This window comes from Methanoplanus endosymbiosus, assembly GCF_024662215.1.
GTDB classification, from domain to species: domain Archaea; phylum Halobacteriota; class Methanomicrobia; order Methanomicrobiales; family Methanomicrobiaceae; genus Methanoplanus; species Methanoplanus endosymbiosus.
Map to the genome: position 1 here is coordinate 3,097,409 of NZ_CP096115.1, position 18,529 is coordinate 3,115,937.

Consider the following 18,529-nt stretch of genomic DNA (forward strand, 5'->3'; position numbering starts at 1 on the left):
CCTGTAAAGATCAGTTGTCTCTTAATATTCTCTGAAATGCCTTATTTATTCAGTAACCATTGAAATTCATTGTTTCATCATTGCCCGGAAATAAACAGCCTATTTTTTTATCAGTATCTTTAACGTAGATATCTACATACTGATTTTTACTCACTTCATTCGGGTACATCTTTTCAATGTTCTGCACATAGTCATAGTTTGAGCCAAGCTCCTTAAAACTCCCGTCTTTATATAAATAGTAATGAGAGCCGGAGTAGTGAATGGCTCTTGTGCAGTATTTATTTGATATCTCTTTATACACAGTGATAAGCAGTTTATCACCATCATCATTTGAGATTATTGTTCCGGCAGTGAACTTCGGCTCTTTCGATGACGAAGCTGATGACGATGATGAAGCAGTCCTTAGATCAACCACCGTCTTCTCAGAAGATCCGGCAGATACAGATTCATCCCCGGCTGCCGATGTTGCTTCCGGAACTGAACCAGCTGAACTTTTCTGTATCCCGTCAGTGTTTTTTTTGACAGAATCAGAAACCTGATAATCTGAACCTGTAACCTGATCAGAATCTGTAATTAATTTTTCAGAGATACCTGATACACAACCCAATGTAAACGAAATAAAAAGCAGAGTTATAACTACCGCAAATGTTTTCAATCCACCCATCATAGTTTTTAATGGTTTTAAAATTATAAATGTTTTTATGATTTGCCATGTAATGCTGCCCTTGCCAATGCCGGCTGCATCATATCCATAATCTGAAAACAGAACTTCACTATAATTTTGTCATTGACACATCCGGTGATCATCTGCACAATCTGTACAAAACATTATTCATTCACTAATCCGCATTCTCCCGGCAATGAACAGCATACTCTCAGTAATAAACCTGAAGCAGATTCCGGCAATAAAAAATCAGAAAAATATTCTTCTGATCATCTTTATAATGGCCATCATCAGCATACAGGCCGCAGCAGCAAACCCTGTTGGATCTGTTGATATAACCACCGATCCTCCCGGAGCTGACATCTATTTAGACCAGATAAAACTGGATTACAAAACTGATATTCTGATAAACGGCGTTGATGTGGGCCTTCACTCCCTGGGACTGGAACTCACAGGCTATGATCCGTATTATATCAGTAACCTTGAAGTGCTGACCAACACCAAAACCTATGTAAAGCACACATTTGAAAAACCACAGGATAACATAATTATCTCATCCAGTCCAAAAGGTGCAGAAGTATATATTGACAGCATCTATTATGGCATAACACCCGCCGGAGTTTCCCTTGACCCCGGCACATATAATTTCAGAATAGAACTTGACGGCTACTTAACCTCTGAATCAGAATACAATGCCGATCCATACTCCATATCCGGCGACACCTACTTTGAACTTGAACCGGTCCCGGATAAAGGCAGCCTTATTGTAACATCCATCCCTGACAATGCCCTGATATATCTGGACGGAAAACGTGCCGGCACAACCAGCTTCAGACTGAACGAAATTGAACCAGGGGAACATACAATCCGGCTTGAAAAATCCGGATTTGACAGTCTGGAAGAGACAGTTGTCATATCAGAATATGAGGATAACATTGCTGAGTTCATTATGCACCCACAGGCCGGCATAATAAGCGTGGATTCAGTCCCTGCCAAAGGTCAGGTTTACATAAATGAGAAATATCTTGGGAAAACCCCGTTTTCAGACTACTTTGAACAGGGCAGTTATGAAATCATCATAAAATCCGAAGCATTTGAGGACTATTCCGAAGAGATTGAACTTGGAAATGACGGTGAATCCCTCCTTGCCGTTCTTACCCCCTCAGCAGAAAAACTGATAATCTCTGCTGAAGAAGAGATTGAAAAAAATCTGAAGTATGAGCCGGATACAGCCATAAATTACCTGAATCAGAGCAGAAAGGAACTTGAAGGTAAAGATTACATCTCCTCAGAAAAGTCAGCAAAAACAGCAATAAGTTATGCAAAAGACGTTGACGGAGACGGCCTGCCCAATACAATTGACATCCAGCCAAAAATCCGGAACCCGTACATATACTTAATTCCGCTTATACTATTCCTGATAATCATCCTGATAATTTACATAGATTACAGAAGATGCAGCTTAAATGCTGACGCTGAGATTTCAGAGATAAAATCTCTGAATGAAGAAGGCATAATTGCGGTTGTAAACCTCACCTCTGATAATTATTACAGAGGATTTGTATGCTCCGTGTATCTTGATGAAAAATTAACAGAGATAATCACCGATCTTGGAATGACAGAAGTCAGCATTGAAAAAATCCCCTCAGGCTCTCACGAACTGAAAATTAAATTTGTCATCGACAAGTGGAGATATGGAACAAAAACTATTGAAAAAAGCATAAACTTTGATATAAATGATCTGGTGTAATTAAGAGTAAATCTCAGAATTTTGAGATTAAATTATCGTAGCAGAGCTACTCTCTGAAATGAAATGTTCTTCGTTATGCCGTGACTGATATTTTATCCGGAAAAATCCCTCACTCTCACAATGATTTTATCATTTCCCGGCATATAAACTACAATATTATCTGGGAAAATTCAATGGAATCAAACATAATAAAAGATGACTCACCGGCAGAAGAGGTAAGGGATGCCCTTACTAAATGTGCAGAATATCTGAATACAACCGAAGGCTGCATATCGGGGAGAGATACAGATAAAGCTCAGTACACCTTCAGCCAGGGTTCTGACTGTTTCAATGAAGCCTTCATCTCATTTCAGGATCTCTACACTGATCTGATACAGCTGAAAGTGTACGGAGAAGTAACAGCACTCTGCGATGAATTCACCGGAAATTTACAGAGAATTAATAAGATTGGCAGAGCTCTCGGATTTAATATGCTCGGTGCAGTAAAAGCAATAGAATCAGAAATTGCGGCAATCCGGGCATCCTGCTGCATTGCAGAGAAAGATTTCCTCTCAGCAATGAAGATCTATGATGCCTCAATAAAAAAGAACAAACATTCAGCAACAGTATGGATTGCCAGGGGCATGTGCCTCAACGAACTTGAAAAGTACAAAGAGGCAATAAGATCAATTGAGAAAGGCATAGCTGCTGAAGAAGACTCACAGAGAGGGTGGTTCTGTAAAGGCATAGCATATCTTAGGTCCAAAAGATATGAAAGAGCACTCGAATCATTTGAAGAGGCAGTCCTGGCAGATACCTCAAAGCAGTGCTCCTATTACTATATGCTTCTCGCATACCTGGGGCTGAATTTAAAAGATGAAGCCGAAAAACTGATAAAAAGACTATTAAAAAAAGATCCCGGCCCGGAAGACTATTACACAATATACCTGATACAGGCAGCATTCAAAAACGAAGCAGAAGCTGAAGATGCCAAAAGCCACGCCCTTGAAATGGAGCCGGATATAGCATCCTGGCAGTCAGTGGCAGATATAAAATCAGAGATCGACAGGATAACAGCAAAGAAGAAGTGACAGACATGATCTTCTCATTTTTCTGACAGCAGCCAAAAACCCCCGATATCTGCATCACAAAAAAACCCCGGAATACTAAAAATCCGGAAATAATATTTTATTGACAGATCAATAGTAGTTCATGAAGGTTGCAGGTGCAAAAGTTCTGGCTGCAATGATTATCATTTTTATACTCTCTGCGGGATGCACAGGAACTTCCGGAGAAGATACTGATATAGCCTCTGAAACCGGAGATGACCGGCAGATTATAGACAAATCACCGGCAGCCGATAACCTGTATTCCAAAGGTCTCTCTGAGTTTAAATCCGGAAATTACAGGACTGCTGAAGGATATTTTGCGGATGCAGAGAATTTTTACCAGAATTTAAATAATAAAGATAAAACCCTTAATGCCCGGTATATGAAGTATAAATCTCTCAGGGCATATATTGAATATCCATACAACCAGACAGTGGCAAAAGAGGAGATGGCCGCTAAAATTCCGGGCATAACAGAGGAAGAGATGAATCTCTGGCTCAGCGGAGATGCACAGAAGATAACAACTGATAATGAAACACTCTATTATGAAAATACTGTAATTAATTATTTATACGCCAATTCTGAAGTTTTGCAGAATTTTAACTATCTTAATTTTGGTTATGTATCAGAAGAAGCCCTCTCACGCAGTAAAGAACTGTCAGGCCCTTTTTACACAAACCCCAGGCATTATAAGGGGATTGAAAGCTTAAACATTCCAAAGGATAAATTTACAGCTGATGGAATAATTAAAATCTGGTTTCCACTCCCGTTAAATACCGAAGCACAGAGTAATGTTACTGTGAACAATCTCTCATACGAAGAGTATATCGTTAAAGGCCCGGTCACAGACGGCAGTATCGGGTATGTGTACTATGAAATTCCGGGCGGAAAAATTGCAGGCGACCTCATAATTTCGGCTGATATTGGTTTTACATATTACGAACATATCTCTGATACTGACCCCTCACCTGTTATGGAATATAACAGAAGCAGTCCTGAATATCTACACTATACGGCCTCTGTGGGAAATACTGAAATTTCTGAGGATATTAAAAATAAGGCAGAGGAGATTGCAGGGGGTGAGAAGAATCCATACCTTCAGGCAAAACTGATCTATAATTATATTATCACAACTTATCCGTACAGCCAGGTGCCTCATTTATCCCTCGATACAGTTGAGCCGAAAATCGCTGAAACTGCATATATGTATGAAACCGGAAACGGGGACTGTGGCACACAGAGCATGTACTTCTCAGCACTCTGCCGTGCACTCGGTATTCCGGCACGGGCCTTAGGTGGTTATCAGATGGTTATGTCAGATTCACCGGGTGAACATTTCTGGGCGGAATATTATATCGAAGGTTACGGCTGGGTGCCGTGTGATCCAACCGTTGCAGAGACAGCCGACTGGGTTGAAATTCCGGATGAAAAGAGAGAGAAATTTAAGGAGTTTTACTCAGACAGCCTCGATGCCAGAAGGTTTGTCATACAAAAAGAGACTGATGCAGTGATGATTCCGTTATTTGAGGAGAAGACAGTATCTCCTGATAACCTTCCTGTATTCAGGCCGGTTCTTCAGAGTCCGGCGTTTGTTCATGATGAATCTGAGACTGATATTGATCTCTTTGCAAGGGGATATTTCAGTATTGAATTAAAGGAAGTCTAAAGTAAATTTCCGGTGGGTTTTTTTGGCATCTATGCCACAATCCGCCATCCGCCTTCCGGAACCGTCATCTCAAACCTGACGCCCTCACCATAAACCCCGGTTTCAGCAATAGTAATTCCGGTAATGGCAAGAATCTCACGGATTAAATAGAGCCCAAGGCCCGTATTCGAGCCAACACCCCTATCAAAGATACTCTTCTTCATACAGTCCGGCACACCGCATCCGTCATCCTCAAAAACTATCACATATCCTAAAGATTCTTTACCCTCAGCAGGCATATCGTCCCCTGTACGTTTCTCCGGGCCGCAGGAAACCCGCACCTCAGTCGCACCTTCACCGTGCCGGAGTGTATTGTCATAGAGATTGTAAAATACCTTCTCAATCATCGGATCTGCAAAGATCTCAAACCCTTTGCAGTCACTGATAACAGGAATCCGGGCCTGCCCGACCTTTCTGATAACAGTTCCAGGATCAATCCAGACCGGATCTTCAGCTCCAAGTTCTTCATACTCGCGGGTAAACTCAATCTGGCGCTGAATTCCGGAAGCAGCAGAACTGATATTTAATAAATACCCGTCAAGCACTGAATCCTTTTTTAGGGAATCAGTAAGGTCCAGATAGCCCTGAATCACCATCAGATTATTCAGGATGTCATGCCTTGTTATCCCCGACAGAATACTTAACTTCTTATTAGCCTGCTTAAGTGCCCTCTCCGCCTTTCTCCTCTCAGTAATCTCATAATTTCTGTCTGATACAGTCTGCACAAGTTCCCGGTAAGTTTCAGCAATCGCAATCGAAAGCCCGGCAATCCTGCATATAAATTGTGCAGGATTAAGATATTTATCCAGATGTTCAGGAAATAAAACGTTTTTTACAGAGATAATACCCTTTAAAACACCGCCATAAGTGACCCTGACAAAGAAACCGTCACCGGAAGAACTGACCCCCGTCTCATCCCCCGAACTGAAAAACTCCCTCCCGGATTCATCCGGAAAAACCTCTCCGGTAGTGACGCTTATGGCTTTACCGGGCTTACCGTCCGCAGATTTGATATAACTGATCTTCTTTGGCGAAAAGAGCAGGACAAAGAGATCTAAAACCTCATGAATAATCGTCTCCTCATCATAGATGCCAATTATACGGTCTGTAAGCTCAGCAATCATAGAATAATCGGCAGCCTTCTTCTCACACTCCAAAACTCTCTGCTTAAATCCGGCCTTCTCAGCCTCAAAACTCCACTTCAGATATGCCGACTCAAGCTTAAGCCGGAGATTCTCAGTTCCCGCCGGAATAATCCGTGATGAAAGCCCGGTAAACTTTGAAAACTCCGCAAGCTCATCTGAAATTCCCGGACGAACTGCGGTGTCAATGAGCAGAACCTCAGACAAAGCCTCCCCGTAAATCTCTCCGGCAGTCGCTTCATCAAGACCATTACAGGCAGCATTCTCCCGCCACTTGAGCAGAAATCCGGGCAGAATGAGCATACATCCTTCCTTCTCATAACTCCTTACAAGAAATTCCGGGAGGAAAAGCGATGCACCGCTCCCGCCGAATATGAAATCCGGACTCTCCATCACACCAGCAGGGATGTCAAAAGTATTCTGGCACCCACAGCCGCAGAAAAATACAGTACTTCCACCCAAAGCCGCCTCTTCATAATAGCTGCTTACAGTATCCCATACTGACCTGACATGGCCGCAATGTGGAGGATATGAGATGACAGATGCCCCGGGCATACCCGCGACAGCTGCATCCACTTCTGCAATTAAATTTTTACAGCAGAGAATGACAAACCTCTTATCAGTCAAGCGGATACTGCCCCCACTTCCGGACTGCTTTACCAATAGCATAAAGAACAGAGTCCGGAACCTGATATGGAATCTCACCATGATTGTCGGTCAGAATAAAACCTCCGCCATGCCCTGCTGCTGATATCGCCTCCTTAACCTTCGCCTCGGCAACATCGTCAGTCCACCTTCTCATCTCAACGCCGTTTAGATTTCCCATAACCGTTATTTTGCCATAGCATGCCTCCTTAACGGCAGCCAGATCGTCAAAGGCGCTCACAGCGACACCCGTACAGCCTGTTTCAGATATGTCACCGATAGCCGGAAGTGCCCTTCCGGACGCAAGGTGCATTGCCATAGGGCCTTTTACCTTTGAAATAACCCTTTTTGCGGTTAAAAGCCCTGTCCTCCGGAACAGTTCAGAGTCAATAATATCAGGGGATGCAAGCGGGTCAAAGTATGCAACCGCCGTTGCCCCTGCATCAAAGAGTGCATTGGCCCATGAGATGCAGAACTGCTCGTTCTTCTTCATAAGCTTATCAAAGAGAGGACTGCCCGAATAGATGAGATCAAGATAGCCTTCAAAGCCCATCTGCATAACCGGCAGGGAAAACGGCGAGACAGCAGCAGATATCACAGGAATATTGCCATCTGCTGCTTTGTTCAGCCGTTCAACTATACTGAGGGTGTTTTGGAGGCATGGGCATTCTGATATCTCAGGGACTTGTATCTTCTCTATATCCTCAGGTTCACGGATGACCGGCCTTCCGGCATTCGGAGGGCCGTTATCAATAAAGATGACATCACTGCCCCATGCCTCAGCCTCTAAAGCTGCATAGGTAAATCCAAAATAACAGTCACTCCCAAACTTCTTCTGCAGCCTCACCTGCCCTTCTGCCACATATTCCGGTTCTGAAAAATAATTCTTTATCGAAAGTCCAAGTTCCTTTGCACCATGCATCGTTAACAGAAGAAAGAGTGGTACACGGTCAGGCTCACAAAACTCCATCGTTTTAAGTGTCCTCTGCATCGGGGTCATATATTCGCTCATTCTTTAACCTCTCCTGTATATCTCCTGACAAGCTCAAGAGACTCAATGGCAGAAAGCCCCATCGCATCGGCTCCGACATCCTTCCAGAGCATTGAATCGAAACTGAATGGTGCCCCCCCAACAATAATGACGGTATCAGGCTGCTGTTCTTTTATCATTGCAGCCGCTTCCTTTATACTGAGGGCAGCCGGGAGCATAAGGGCAGAGATAAGCATGATTTTCACCTTATCCCGGATAACAGTCTCAGCAAGATCAGCAGCGGAAATCCCATGGCCGTAATCTGTAATCTCGTACCCGCCTGCCCGGAGCACTGAGGCAACAATCCGTTTGCCAAGTGTATGGTGATCCTCAATAACCGCTATGCCAATCTTTGGATGAGAAGTCCTCTGCGGATCTTTTGGCGGGAGCATTGTATCTACAATCTCCTCACATATACGCCCGCTCATATATACCTGTGACAGGGCCAGTTCACCCGACTCCCAGAGCCTTCCAATCTCTTCAAGTGCCGGCACTATAAGTTTTTCAAGGCAGAGAACAGGAGAGTCTGAATTGCATGACTCCTTGACAATCCTGTCTGCATGTACCCTGTCAACAGATCTGAGGGCATCAACCATACTGTCCAGATCAGGAGATATGAGCCTTTTATTGTCATCAGCCCCTTCCCCATGGGCACTGAAATCTCTCATAGATAAAAGGTTTATTTTATAGTAGTTAAATATTAGCACAGATATTTTACCCAAATCTCCGGTTCAGAGGTTATTTCCCGGAGATGTGGGAGAGTTGTCATTCAGAATCTTCTCAAGCTTTAATAGGCGCTCTTCCCTCATATCAAGAAGTTCATGTACCTTTAAAAACTCGTCATTATCCTTTTCATCATACGGCTTTGTGTTTGCTGTCATAATTTTTTCAAGGCAGGCAAACATATCACGAAGTACCCGGACATTATTCCGGAGGGCTGCATATTCATCCACGGCCTCTGCATCTGCCCCGGAATCAAGTGCCCTCTCACAGAATCCTCTAATTTCTGCTTCTTCTGCAAAGAATGCGTTTACAATATCCTCAAACATTTTCCTGCGAAGAGGCTTCATTGAAAATCCGTTCAGCATTCTTTCATAGCTGATAATCTCATCCGGAAGAGGCATCTTTCCGGTGAAGACTATCACAGGAACATCCCTTGTAAGTTTATTCTCCCGAATATGGCTAAGCACCTCCCACCCGTCCATAGGCTCCATCATAATATCCAGCAGTACAAGATCAGGCTTTTCTTCTGCAAGAGCCTCTAATGTTTCACTGCCGCTTCCGGCAACTCTCACAGAATATCCCATCTCCTCCAGTATCTTCCGGAAAAGGTTACGGATTGCCGGGTCATCATCGCACATAACAATTTTTTTCATCTCATCTCCTCCACATATTCATCCCCGACTCCGTAATGCGTTTTTAAATACTCCCAGATCTTCTCTGAACGTATCCATCCGGCATCAAGCCTGGCAACAATCCTGTCAATCATATCAATCTGCTCATCTATCTCTTTAGAGATGTCCGGACATTTAATCTCCACATACCCGGATATAACGGCAAGCGGGTTTCTGATCTGGTCATTTAAGGTTGCAAGCTGCTCCATATTCTCCTCAATCTGCTCTATGGCTTTCTTTTCACGGCTCTCCATCTCCTTTATTTCTGTAATATCCCGGATAATGAATACCCATCCTGAAATTTCCCCGCCGGAATCGTAGAGAGGGGTTATTGAATGTTCGGCAGGGAAGACGGAACCGTCCTTTCTCTTCATCCGGAACTCAAACCGGGGTATATTCCTGTGCTCCTTAAAATATGGATGAATGTGCCCGTAAAATAATTCTCTTGATGCCTTATCCTCATGCAGGAAATCTGCCGTCTGCCCGATAATCTCCCTCCGGCTGTAGCCGAAGAGTGATATGGCAGCACTATTCACCGCAATAATGCCGGCGGAGTCTGTACCCAGGACAAGGCCTGCATCCTGGAGTGACTCAAAAGTCCGTTTGAAAAGCTCTTTTTGCTCCTGGAGTCTCTCTTCAGCCTCTTTTTCCGTGGTTATATTGACAGACAGCTCTATTACGTGGGTTATTCTCCCGTCCGGATCTCTCAGTGGTGCCATCTGCACAAGGAAGTCCTGTCCGGAAAATTTCGCTTCGGTTGTGATATTTTCACCACTGTCAAAGACAGATTTCAGGGCAGAGCTTATATTTTCGGCATTCTCAGGGTCGAGAACGTCATATACTGACTTTCCGGTTAAGTAATCACTGTTAAGCCCGGTATTTTCAAGTTCAGGCCCGGCACTGAATACATAGCAGAGATCCCTGTCCATAATGTGGATGGCACCGCGGGGCAGATTGTCAACGATGGCACGCAGGCGGCTCTCACTCTCTTCGATCTTCTCCTGTGATCTTTTATTCCGGAATATCTCCCACATCATATTGCCAAGGCTGATTATGGCATTGGTGTCGTCATCCCGGTAATCAGTCTCTTTGTTCGCAACCGATATTACAGCCGTAATCCTGTCCCCGTCAAATATCGGAACGGCGAGGAAACGGATGATCTCAACATGCCCTTTGGGGCAGCCGTGTTTTTCAGGGTGGGGGGCTGAATAGTCATTGAATATAACGGGTGCACGTTTCCGGATACATTCTGTCAGGGCCCCTCCCTCTCCGACTTCCAGATGCACAGTTTTTTCATGGACGGGGTATTCCTTTATCACATCTTCAGACCATTTCTGAATTGTCATCCCGGATTCGTCCGGGGACATAATGCCAATAAATGCGTAACGGCTGTTTGTCATGGAAAGGCTGTTTTCAAGGGCATAGTTCAGTATTTCATCATCCGTCCGGTTGGCAATTCTGTGAAGGCCCAGGAGAGACTTTACCCGTAAGAGGTGCAGGTTGATCTGGTCCTTTGACTTCTTCTCTTCCGTTACGTCCATGACCATTGAGATGACAGAACCGCCTTTCTCAAGCGGAATGTCTCTTGCGTTAATGTAGGTGGTCTCCTCTCCGGGACGTGTTATGGGTATCTCTTCCCAGTGCATCCGGTTCTGGTCACCGCTTTTTATATCTGTCAGGACTCTGTTTTTTATCTCCTCTCTGAAGTCCGGATCTTTATATACATTTTCCCAGAATCTGTCCGGTTCATCAAGGTCCTTTGCAGTAATCCTGTAATATTTCAGGAAGTTTTCATTGTGGTATTCAAACTTAACCTCAGGGGTCACTGAATTTACAGCTATCCCGACCGGGATATTGTCAACTACTGCTCTTATGTATGCCTCCCTCTCTTCAAGCCTCTCCTGTGCCTGCACAAGTTCGTCAAGCTGCTGCCTTAGTTCCTCCTCGGCGGCAAAAAGGTCTTCGTTCTTTCTTTTAAGTTCGTCTTCGGTCTCTTTAAGTTCTGTAATATCTGAACAGAACCCCATCAGGCGGTCTTTGTCCAGCGCAACTGCCTTTAGCATTGAATAAAAATCAGTCCCGTCCTTTCTTCTGAGTAGTAATTCGCTCTCTACTGAGCCTTCATCTCTCAATTTTATAAAGGACAAAACAGTCTTTGGCGGGGCATTGGGTGAGGCAAGATCCCGGACTGTCATATTCAGCATCTCTTCCATGGAGTAGCCGGTCATCTCAGCCGCAGCGGGATTGACGTCAATGTAGCGTCCCTCTTTATCTGTAATGAAAACCCCTACCGGAGCATTTTCGATATAGCTCCTGAACTTCTCTTCGCTTCCCTTAAGTTCCTCTTCTGCCTGTTTCAAAGGAGTGATGTCGTTATATACTGCGACTATAAGGCCGGACGGCAGCCTGTACACTCTGTTCTCCCGCCAGCCGTAGATCCTGTCGTCCCTGTACTCTCCTGTCGGGTGAAATGCCGGTCTGCCTGTCTTTGCAACTTCTTTAAATATATCAAACAGTCCCAGGTCCTTTACTCCCGGAAAAATTTCTGTTACTTTCTTTCCGATTACATCCTCTCTTTTAATTCTGTCTATCTCCTCAGCAGCTTTATTTATATCGACAAAGACGAAATCCTCACCGTTGTCATCCGGACGTAAAACTGCCACCCCGCTGCTCATATTCTCAAAGAGCTGCTTAAATTTCTCTTCACTCTCTTTCAGCGCCATCTCACCAAGTTTGCGTTTTGTGATGTCCTGCCCCTGTGCGATGACTGAAATCAGTTTTGAGCCGTCCCGGTTCAGAATATTTGCAGAATTCCAGATGACGTTTTTGACATCTCCTGAACGGTGCAGGACAGAGATTTCCTTTGCCTTCAGCCTTTCTCCGTCCATAGCCTGCCGGACAATCTCCATGTATGACTCCCTCTCCTCTTTTGGGAAGAGTATCTGAAGGTTTCTGCCGACAGCCTCACCTGCTAAAATTCCGGTAAGCTCCTCAGCGGCCTTATTGAATCGTGTGATCTTAAATTCAGGGTTCCAGACTATTATCGGGCTGCTGGCATAATTTATGAGGCTGTTTAGATATTCATTTGTTTCAGAGAGTTCACTGCGGGCATTGATAATCTCGTCAACCTGCTGTCTCAGTTCCTCTTCGGCGGCCGAAAGCTCTTCGTTCTTTCTTTTAAGCTCTTCTTCGGCCTCTCTTCTGTCAGTTATATCACGGATAATTGCGATGATCTCATCTTCCAGATACGGGATTATTCTGGCCTCATAATATGAGAGTCCGTCGGGTGTGTCAACCGGATATTCAGCCTTTTCAATCCTTTTATTCTCCAGCGCCGATCTGATCTTCTCCATCAGCATGGTGCCAAGTTCGCCGGGAATTACTTCGGTTATTCTCTTTCCAAGGCTCTCTTCTCTTCTTGCAATAAGGCGGCCCTCATCAGGAGTCCGTATGTCAGCCAGAGTTCCGTCTCCTTTGCACCGTATGAGTATATCCGGGATTGCTTCTATGATATGCCGGTTTAAATACTCAATATCGCTGATCCTCTCAGATGCCTCTTTTCTGTCAGTAATATCCCGGACTATTCCTGCGACTCCTCTTCTGTTATGGGCAATTTTAATGGGAAATTTTGTGGTCTCATAAACCCGTCCGCCGGCGGTCTCCTCTGAGACTACCTTTTTGCCGGTTAAAATAGCTTTTTTATCCGACTCAAGGCAGTAAGCAGCAGCATCCGGCTCCATTAGGTCAGAATCAGTCTTATGGAGAAGTTTTTCGTGACTAATCCCAAAAAATTTCAGGTTGGCATCATTTGCAGTAATATATCTGAAATTTTCATCTTTGACAAACATCAGATCTGTATGTGTATAAAAGAAGGACTTAGCCAGCGCCTCGCTTCTCTTTCTGTCAACGAGATGTATAACCTCTTCTGATATTTTTATGAACTGAACTCCGGGATTTTTTCCTTTCTCAAGGTAATAGTCAGCCCCACCGTTGAGTGCATCTATGACAAGTTCCTCATGCCCTTTTCCGGTGAAGATGATAAACGGCGTATTGTCTCCACGTTTTCGGATATGACGTAGGAAGGATATCCCGTCCAGTCCGGGCATCTGAATGTCGGATATTATTGCGTCAAATGGTTTTTCTGATATCAGTTTTATGGCATCGTCTGCATTGTCGCAGGTTGTAACGGCAAGCTCCCCATTCTTTTCAAGGAATATTTTTCCGCCTTTTAGCAGTATCGGCTCATCATCCACGTAAAGAACGGAGATTAATTCTTTTTCCCCGGATATATCTTCCATATTCATATTGTCCCGTATTCTGTAACCCGGATTCCCTCCCGATTAGTGATATTGTCTGCATATATTATATATCCTCGGCATGGCAGACTGCCCGGAGTGGAATGTGGCAGGCAAAAAAGGGCAGGTGGTCTGTATTCTTTTAAAAAAAGTAGTTTCAGGATGACATTGGGATGACATGGGGATAGTTATCTCCGGAAAATCCGGGCATGACTATGTACTCATTGTCCATATCTGGAGGTAATTTCTGTAAAAGCCCTTCCTTTGGTGGTTGTGCGGTATTTCTGCTTTGGGCTTCTTGGCTTATCGGGGATTGTAAGCTCCAGTAATCCCTCTGCTATAAGAGGTTCAAGATATGTTTTCCGGAAATGTTCTCTGTCTTTAAGTCCTAAGGTTTCCTGCAGTTCACCACGTGATTTGGGTTCATAAAGTGCTTTATTAAGGATTTGAACTGCCTGCCGGGTACTTGCCGGGTGCTTGTGGGGTGCTTGCGGGGTACTTGCTGGGTACTTGCCGGGTACTTGCTGACTTAATCCGGCTATATCAGAAGGAAATCCTTTCTGACTGGTTTTCTCTTTCACCGGGTAAAATGTTGCAGTGAAAAAATTCCCGTTTTTGAAGTCAGGTTCTGGATAGCCAAGTGATACTGCTCCCTCTCTCATCCGGCGGATTCCAGTCCCTGCTTTTTCAATATAAAATATTCTGTGGAGAATATCAGCTATTAGTGGATTTCTTCTGACACTTTTATGGCCAAGATCTTCCGGATGCATACCTCTTGGCAGGTCACCGGGACTTGACACTTCTATCCGGTCAGAAAATATTTCCACAAATACATTTGCACCTTCAATAAACCAGTCACGGTGCATGACAGCATTTGTGATTGCTTCACGGATAGCTGCCATTGGATATTGTGGTATCTCTTCACGCCGGAGTTTTTCAATTATATATTCTACTCTTGTGTTCCTTTCGATGAAATGAAGACTGTCTTCAATATCAGCAACAATACCGCCATCAAAGTCCTTCCTGTCAAGTATGTGAACTTTGCTTGTTCCTTTAAAAAGAATACAGGTTATGTATGCCTGGTTGAAAAAATGCCTTGGTTTCTTTGCAAAGAACAGAACCCCGGCATTTCTGAAGAGCATTCTGCCGCCCGATCTTTCCGCAGCTTCAATATTGACCAGTATGTCCTCAACAGCGCCACTTTTTGTAATGGAACTCTTTGAAAGCCAGTCATGAAATTTGTCAGGATCAAAGTCCTCAGGGTAACTGAAACGGGGTGTAACTGAGAGATCAAAACGTATTGCTTCATTCTGCTGGAAGAATGATCGGATCTCTTCACGTGAAAGTTTCTGTGATACAGAACCCTGACGCCAGAAGAAACCGTCACTGCATTGAACCGGTTTTGCATTGCTCTCCTTTACTATAATTGCTGTAACCTCACCTACCCTTTCAATCAGGATTTTGACAGAAGGATCACATTTTAAGGCAATATCCTGTATCCTTGCACGTAATTCATTTGTATCGGGAATTCCTTTAACCGTACTGTCATCCCTTACTCCGAGCAGTATTTTGCCACCGGCTGTATTGGCGAAGGCAACGAGTTCCCGTGCCAGAGAGCTGTTTAAATTCTCCTTATATTCGAGCATAGAACCTTCGCCTTCCTGGAGAAGAATGTCGAGATCAGCATTTTTCATATTATTTCCCTATTAAATAGCTGTTTTTAATGTACAAAATCCCGGATAGACTGGAATTTATATATTTATATGTATTGCGGATATAATTCTTCTAAAAAAATCAATCCGTTTTCCATGCCCCGGCGGGAATTGTCATCTCAAAACGTGCACCTTTGCCATACACGCCTGTTTCTCTGATTGTAATTCCGGTAATGGCAAGAATCTCTCTAATCAGAAATAGTCCAAGGCCCGTATTTGCACCAACGCCACGGTTAAAGATCTTCTTTTTCATATCATCGGGAACCCCGCATCCGTCGTCCTCCCAGATGATGATATACCCGGAATCTTCCGGACTGCATGAGATAGAAATCCCGGTTGCTCCTTTTGCATGCCGGATGGTATTGTCATAGAGATTTGAAAAAACCTTCTCTGTCATCGGGTCTGCATAGATAAAGAGACCGGAACAGTTGCAGATTATGGGGTACTTATTATCATACCTTTTCTCTGTAAGGGCGGTTATGGAAAGCCATACCGGTTCATGAACGCCGAGCTGTTCGTATTCGCGTGTGAATTCAATCTGGCGCTGAATTGCAGAAGCTGCATCATGGACCTTCTTAAGATACCCTGACTGAACCTGATCGGTACAGTCTTCCTCAGCAAATTCAAGGAATCCCTGAAGTACCATGATCTTGTTGAGGATGTCGTGGCGGGTTATGCCTGAGAGGAGATTTAACTGGCGGTTTGTCTTTATGAGGGCATATTCCGCCTGTTTACGTTCGGAAATGTCATGTACGATGGAGTACAGGAGGTATTTATCGTTTATTTTGATTTTGCTGCTGTACACATCTACATCACGGATGGACCCGTCAGCACGCCTGTGGCGGAATTCAAAATGTACACGTCCCTCTTCTGTTGCTCTCTTCAGCTCTTTGTTTATCTCCTCAGGTGAGAGGGTATTGATCTCATATATTTTCATTTGCCTGAGTTCTTCCTCACTCCACCCGTAGAATTTTGCTGCTGCGGGATTGGCATCAATGATCCTGCCATTCTCCGGATCGATAATAAACTTGACTGCGGCGTGATTTCTGAAGAGGTCCCTGAAATGAGCCTCGCTCTCTGAAAGTGCCCTTTCTGCCCGCCTGCGTTTTGTGATGTCGCGGCAGAAGCAGATTATCTCCCCGCCATGCATATCCAGCCAGATCGCCGAAACTTCAATCTCAAATAGGCTGCCGTCCTTCTTCCTGTTTGTAACTTCAAACAGTTCTGAACTATTCCTTATCTGGTCAATCTTTTTCAGGGTCTGTTCCGGAAGTTCAGTCGCATCAAGATCACTGATCTTCATTCCCACCAGTTCTTCTCTTAAATATCCTGACATTAGAGAGTAGGCTTCGTTGGCATCCTTAATTCTGCCCCCGCTGTCAATTACCACAAAGCCATCCCTTGCTGTATGCAGAACTGTATTAAGATACTCTTCGTTCTCTTTAAGTGCAGTCTCTGCCCTTTTCTGTTCAGTTATATCATTATAAACTGAAACGATCTCCCCGCTCCGGAGACGGAAGACACGGTTGTCATACCAGTTGGCATACTTCTCATCAGTATAGATCTTCTGCGGGTAATATTCAGGGATACCTGTCTCCCATACCCTCTGAAAGATTGGAATCAGCCCGTATTCATCAATATTCGGGCGAAGGTCAAAGAGGCTCTTTCCCACCACTTCTGATTTTGTTCTGCCCTCTATTTCAAGTGCCATCCGGTTGAAATCCCTGATGATGTAATCTTTTCCGGATTTTCCGTCCCCCTGAACCTGATATATGGCAACCCCGCTTGTGATAGTATCAAATAGTCCCCGAAACCGCTCTTCACTCTCAGGAATCACTTTTTCGGCCTTAATCTGTTCGGTGATGTCCTGACCCTGTGCGATCACTGAAACCAGTTTGGAACCGTCATGGCTCATAATATTTGCCAGATTCCAGATGACAGTTCTCATATCTCCTGATCGGTGAAGGAGAGGCATTTCCATCGTCTTCATCCGGCTGCCTGCCATTGCCGCCCGGATATTCTCAATGGCCGTCTCTCTTTTCTCTTCCGGGAAAAGTATCCGGAGGTTTTTCCCGACAGCTTCAACGGCCGGAATTCCGGTCAGATCCTCAAAGGCATGGTTAAAGCGGGTGATTGTAAGTTCAGGATTCCAGACGATTATAGGGCCGTTTGCGTAAGTGATCAGTCTGTTTAAGTGCTCATTCACTTCGTTAAGTTTATCGCCTGTCCTGACAAGTTCGTCAAGCTGCTGGTGGAGTTCCTCTTCAGCGTCTGCAAGTTCTTTATTCTTTCTTTTAATCTCTTCCTCTGCCTCTTTACGGGCAGTTCTGTCTGTAAATGTCACTGCAAACTGTCCGGTTTTTGGAGAATATGCAAAGACATCATACCACTGGTCAAGTTCCCGGCTGTAATTTTCAAACTCTGCCGTCTTTCCGGTAAGGGCGACATCTCCGTACGTCTCTATCCAGTAGTCCTCAGTTCCGGGGAGAACCTCCAGAACCCTCCTGCCAATAATCTCCTCAGCCTTAAGTCCGGTAAGTTTCTCAAAAGCAGGATTGACTGCAAGGAAACGGTAATCAGCAGGCTCTTTATTCCCGTTCGTGATTATCTCATGCAGGGCGAATCCCTTCGTCATATTCTCAAAAAGCTGCCTGTAACGCTCCTCGCTCTTATGAAGTGCTTCTTCACCCTTTCTTTGTGCAACAGCATATCTTATCTTATTGGTGAGTTCGGCAAACTGTGATTTTGGCTCCCCTCCCTTCTGGATATAAAAATCAGCTCCACTGTTTAGGGCTTCAATTACAACTTCCTCACGGCCCTTTCCTGTGAAGATTATAAACGGCGTATTATCTCCACGTCCGCGAAGAGAGTTTAAAAATAAGATTCCGTCGCATTCCGGCATCTGATAGTCTGAGATTATGGTGTCATATCTGCTGGCGGATAAAAGTTCTAAGGCATCAGATGCACTCTCGCAGGTTGTAACATTAAAATCCCCTATATGCTCAAGATATAACTTTCCGGCTTCAAGAAGGACTGGTTCGTCATCCACATATAATATTGACAACGTCTGTTTTGAGGACTCCGAACCGTTCATAATTACTTTT

Annotated in this window: 11 protein-coding genes; 3 read left to right on the plus strand and 8 right to left on the minus strand. The window is 44.3% G+C overall.

The window, feature by feature from the left end; translation table 11 throughout:
• Positions 1 to 49: 49 nt before the first annotated feature.
• On the minus strand, positions 50 to 667 hold the full coding sequence (locus tag L6E24_RS14435; protein WP_257742644.1) for a hypothetical protein: 618 nt from the start codon (positions 665 to 667) through the stop codon (positions 50 to 52).
• A gap of 193 nt (positions 668 to 860) precedes the next feature.
• Here L6E24_RS14435 and L6E24_RS14440 point away from each other — a divergent pair, with 193 nt between their 5' ends.
• From L6E24_RS14440 to L6E24_RS14450, 3 genes are all read left to right on the plus strand, one after another.
• On the plus strand, positions 861 to 2,414 hold the full coding sequence (locus L6E24_RS14440; protein ID WP_257742645.1) for a PEGA domain-containing protein: 1,554 nt from the start codon (positions 861 to 863) through the stop codon (positions 2,412 to 2,414).
• Positions 2,415 to 2,587: 173 nt separating this feature from the next.
• On the plus strand, positions 2,588 to 3,484 hold the full coding sequence (locus L6E24_RS14445; protein WP_257742646.1) for a tetratricopeptide repeat protein: 897 nt from the start codon (positions 2,588 to 2,590) through the stop codon (positions 3,482 to 3,484).
• A 121-nt stretch (positions 3,485 to 3,605) separates the two neighbouring features.
• Positions 3,606 to 5,168, plus strand: coding sequence for a transglutaminase domain-containing protein (locus tag L6E24_RS14450; RefSeq protein ID WP_257742647.1), 1,563 nt, complete (start codon positions 3,606 to 3,608; stop codon positions 5,166 to 5,168).
• Between the two features lie 29 nt (positions 5,169 to 5,197).
• Here L6E24_RS14450 and L6E24_RS14455 read toward each other — a convergent pair whose 3' ends face one another.
• The 7 genes from L6E24_RS14455 to L6E24_RS14485 form a co-directional block, all read right to left on the minus strand.
• A complete protein-coding gene (locus L6E24_RS14455) occupies positions 5,198 to 6,976 on the minus strand; it encodes a sensor histidine kinase (protein ID WP_257742648.1) in 1,779 nt (592 codons plus the stop codon).
• Positions 6,969 to 8,006, minus strand: coding sequence for a uroporphyrinogen decarboxylase family protein (locus L6E24_RS14460; protein ID WP_257742649.1), 1,038 nt, complete (start codon positions 8,004 to 8,006; stop codon positions 6,969 to 6,971). The genes L6E24_RS14455 and L6E24_RS14460 overlap by 8 nt, the downstream gene beginning before the upstream one ends.
• Positions 8,003 to 8,746, minus strand: a complete 744-nt coding sequence (locus tag L6E24_RS14465; protein WP_257742650.1) for a cobalamin B12-binding domain-containing protein — start codon at positions 8,744 to 8,746, stop codon at positions 8,003 to 8,005. The genes L6E24_RS14460 and L6E24_RS14465 overlap by 4 nt, the downstream gene beginning before the upstream one ends.
• 9 nt (positions 8,747 to 8,755) lie before the next feature.
• Positions 8,756 to 9,400 (minus strand): response regulator, encoded by a 645-nt coding sequence (locus tag L6E24_RS14470; RefSeq protein ID WP_257742651.1) that lies wholly within the window; start codon positions 9,398 to 9,400, stop codon positions 8,756 to 8,758.
• Entirely contained in the window at positions 9,397 to 13,722 is a 4,326-nt protein-coding gene (locus L6E24_RS14475; RefSeq protein WP_257742652.1) for a PAS domain S-box protein, read from the minus strand. Before L6E24_RS14475 ends, L6E24_RS14470 begins: the two co-directional genes overlap by 4 nt.
• A 212-nt stretch (positions 13,723 to 13,934) precedes the next feature.
• The gene (locus tag L6E24_RS14480) at positions 13,935 to 15,407 is read right to left on the minus strand and encodes an ATP-binding protein (protein WP_257742653.1); all 1,473 of its coding nucleotides are present in this window, start codon (positions 15,405 to 15,407) and stop codon (positions 13,935 to 13,937) included.
• Positions 15,408 to 15,507: 100 nt separating this feature from the next.
• Positions 15,508 to 18,519 carry a hybrid sensor histidine kinase/response regulator gene (locus L6E24_RS14485; RefSeq protein WP_257742654.1) on the minus strand — a complete coding sequence of 1,004 codons (3,012 nt, stop codon included), beginning with the start codon at positions 18,517 to 18,519 and terminating at the stop codon, positions 15,508 to 15,510.
• Positions 18,520 to 18,529: the final 10 nt, after the last annotated feature.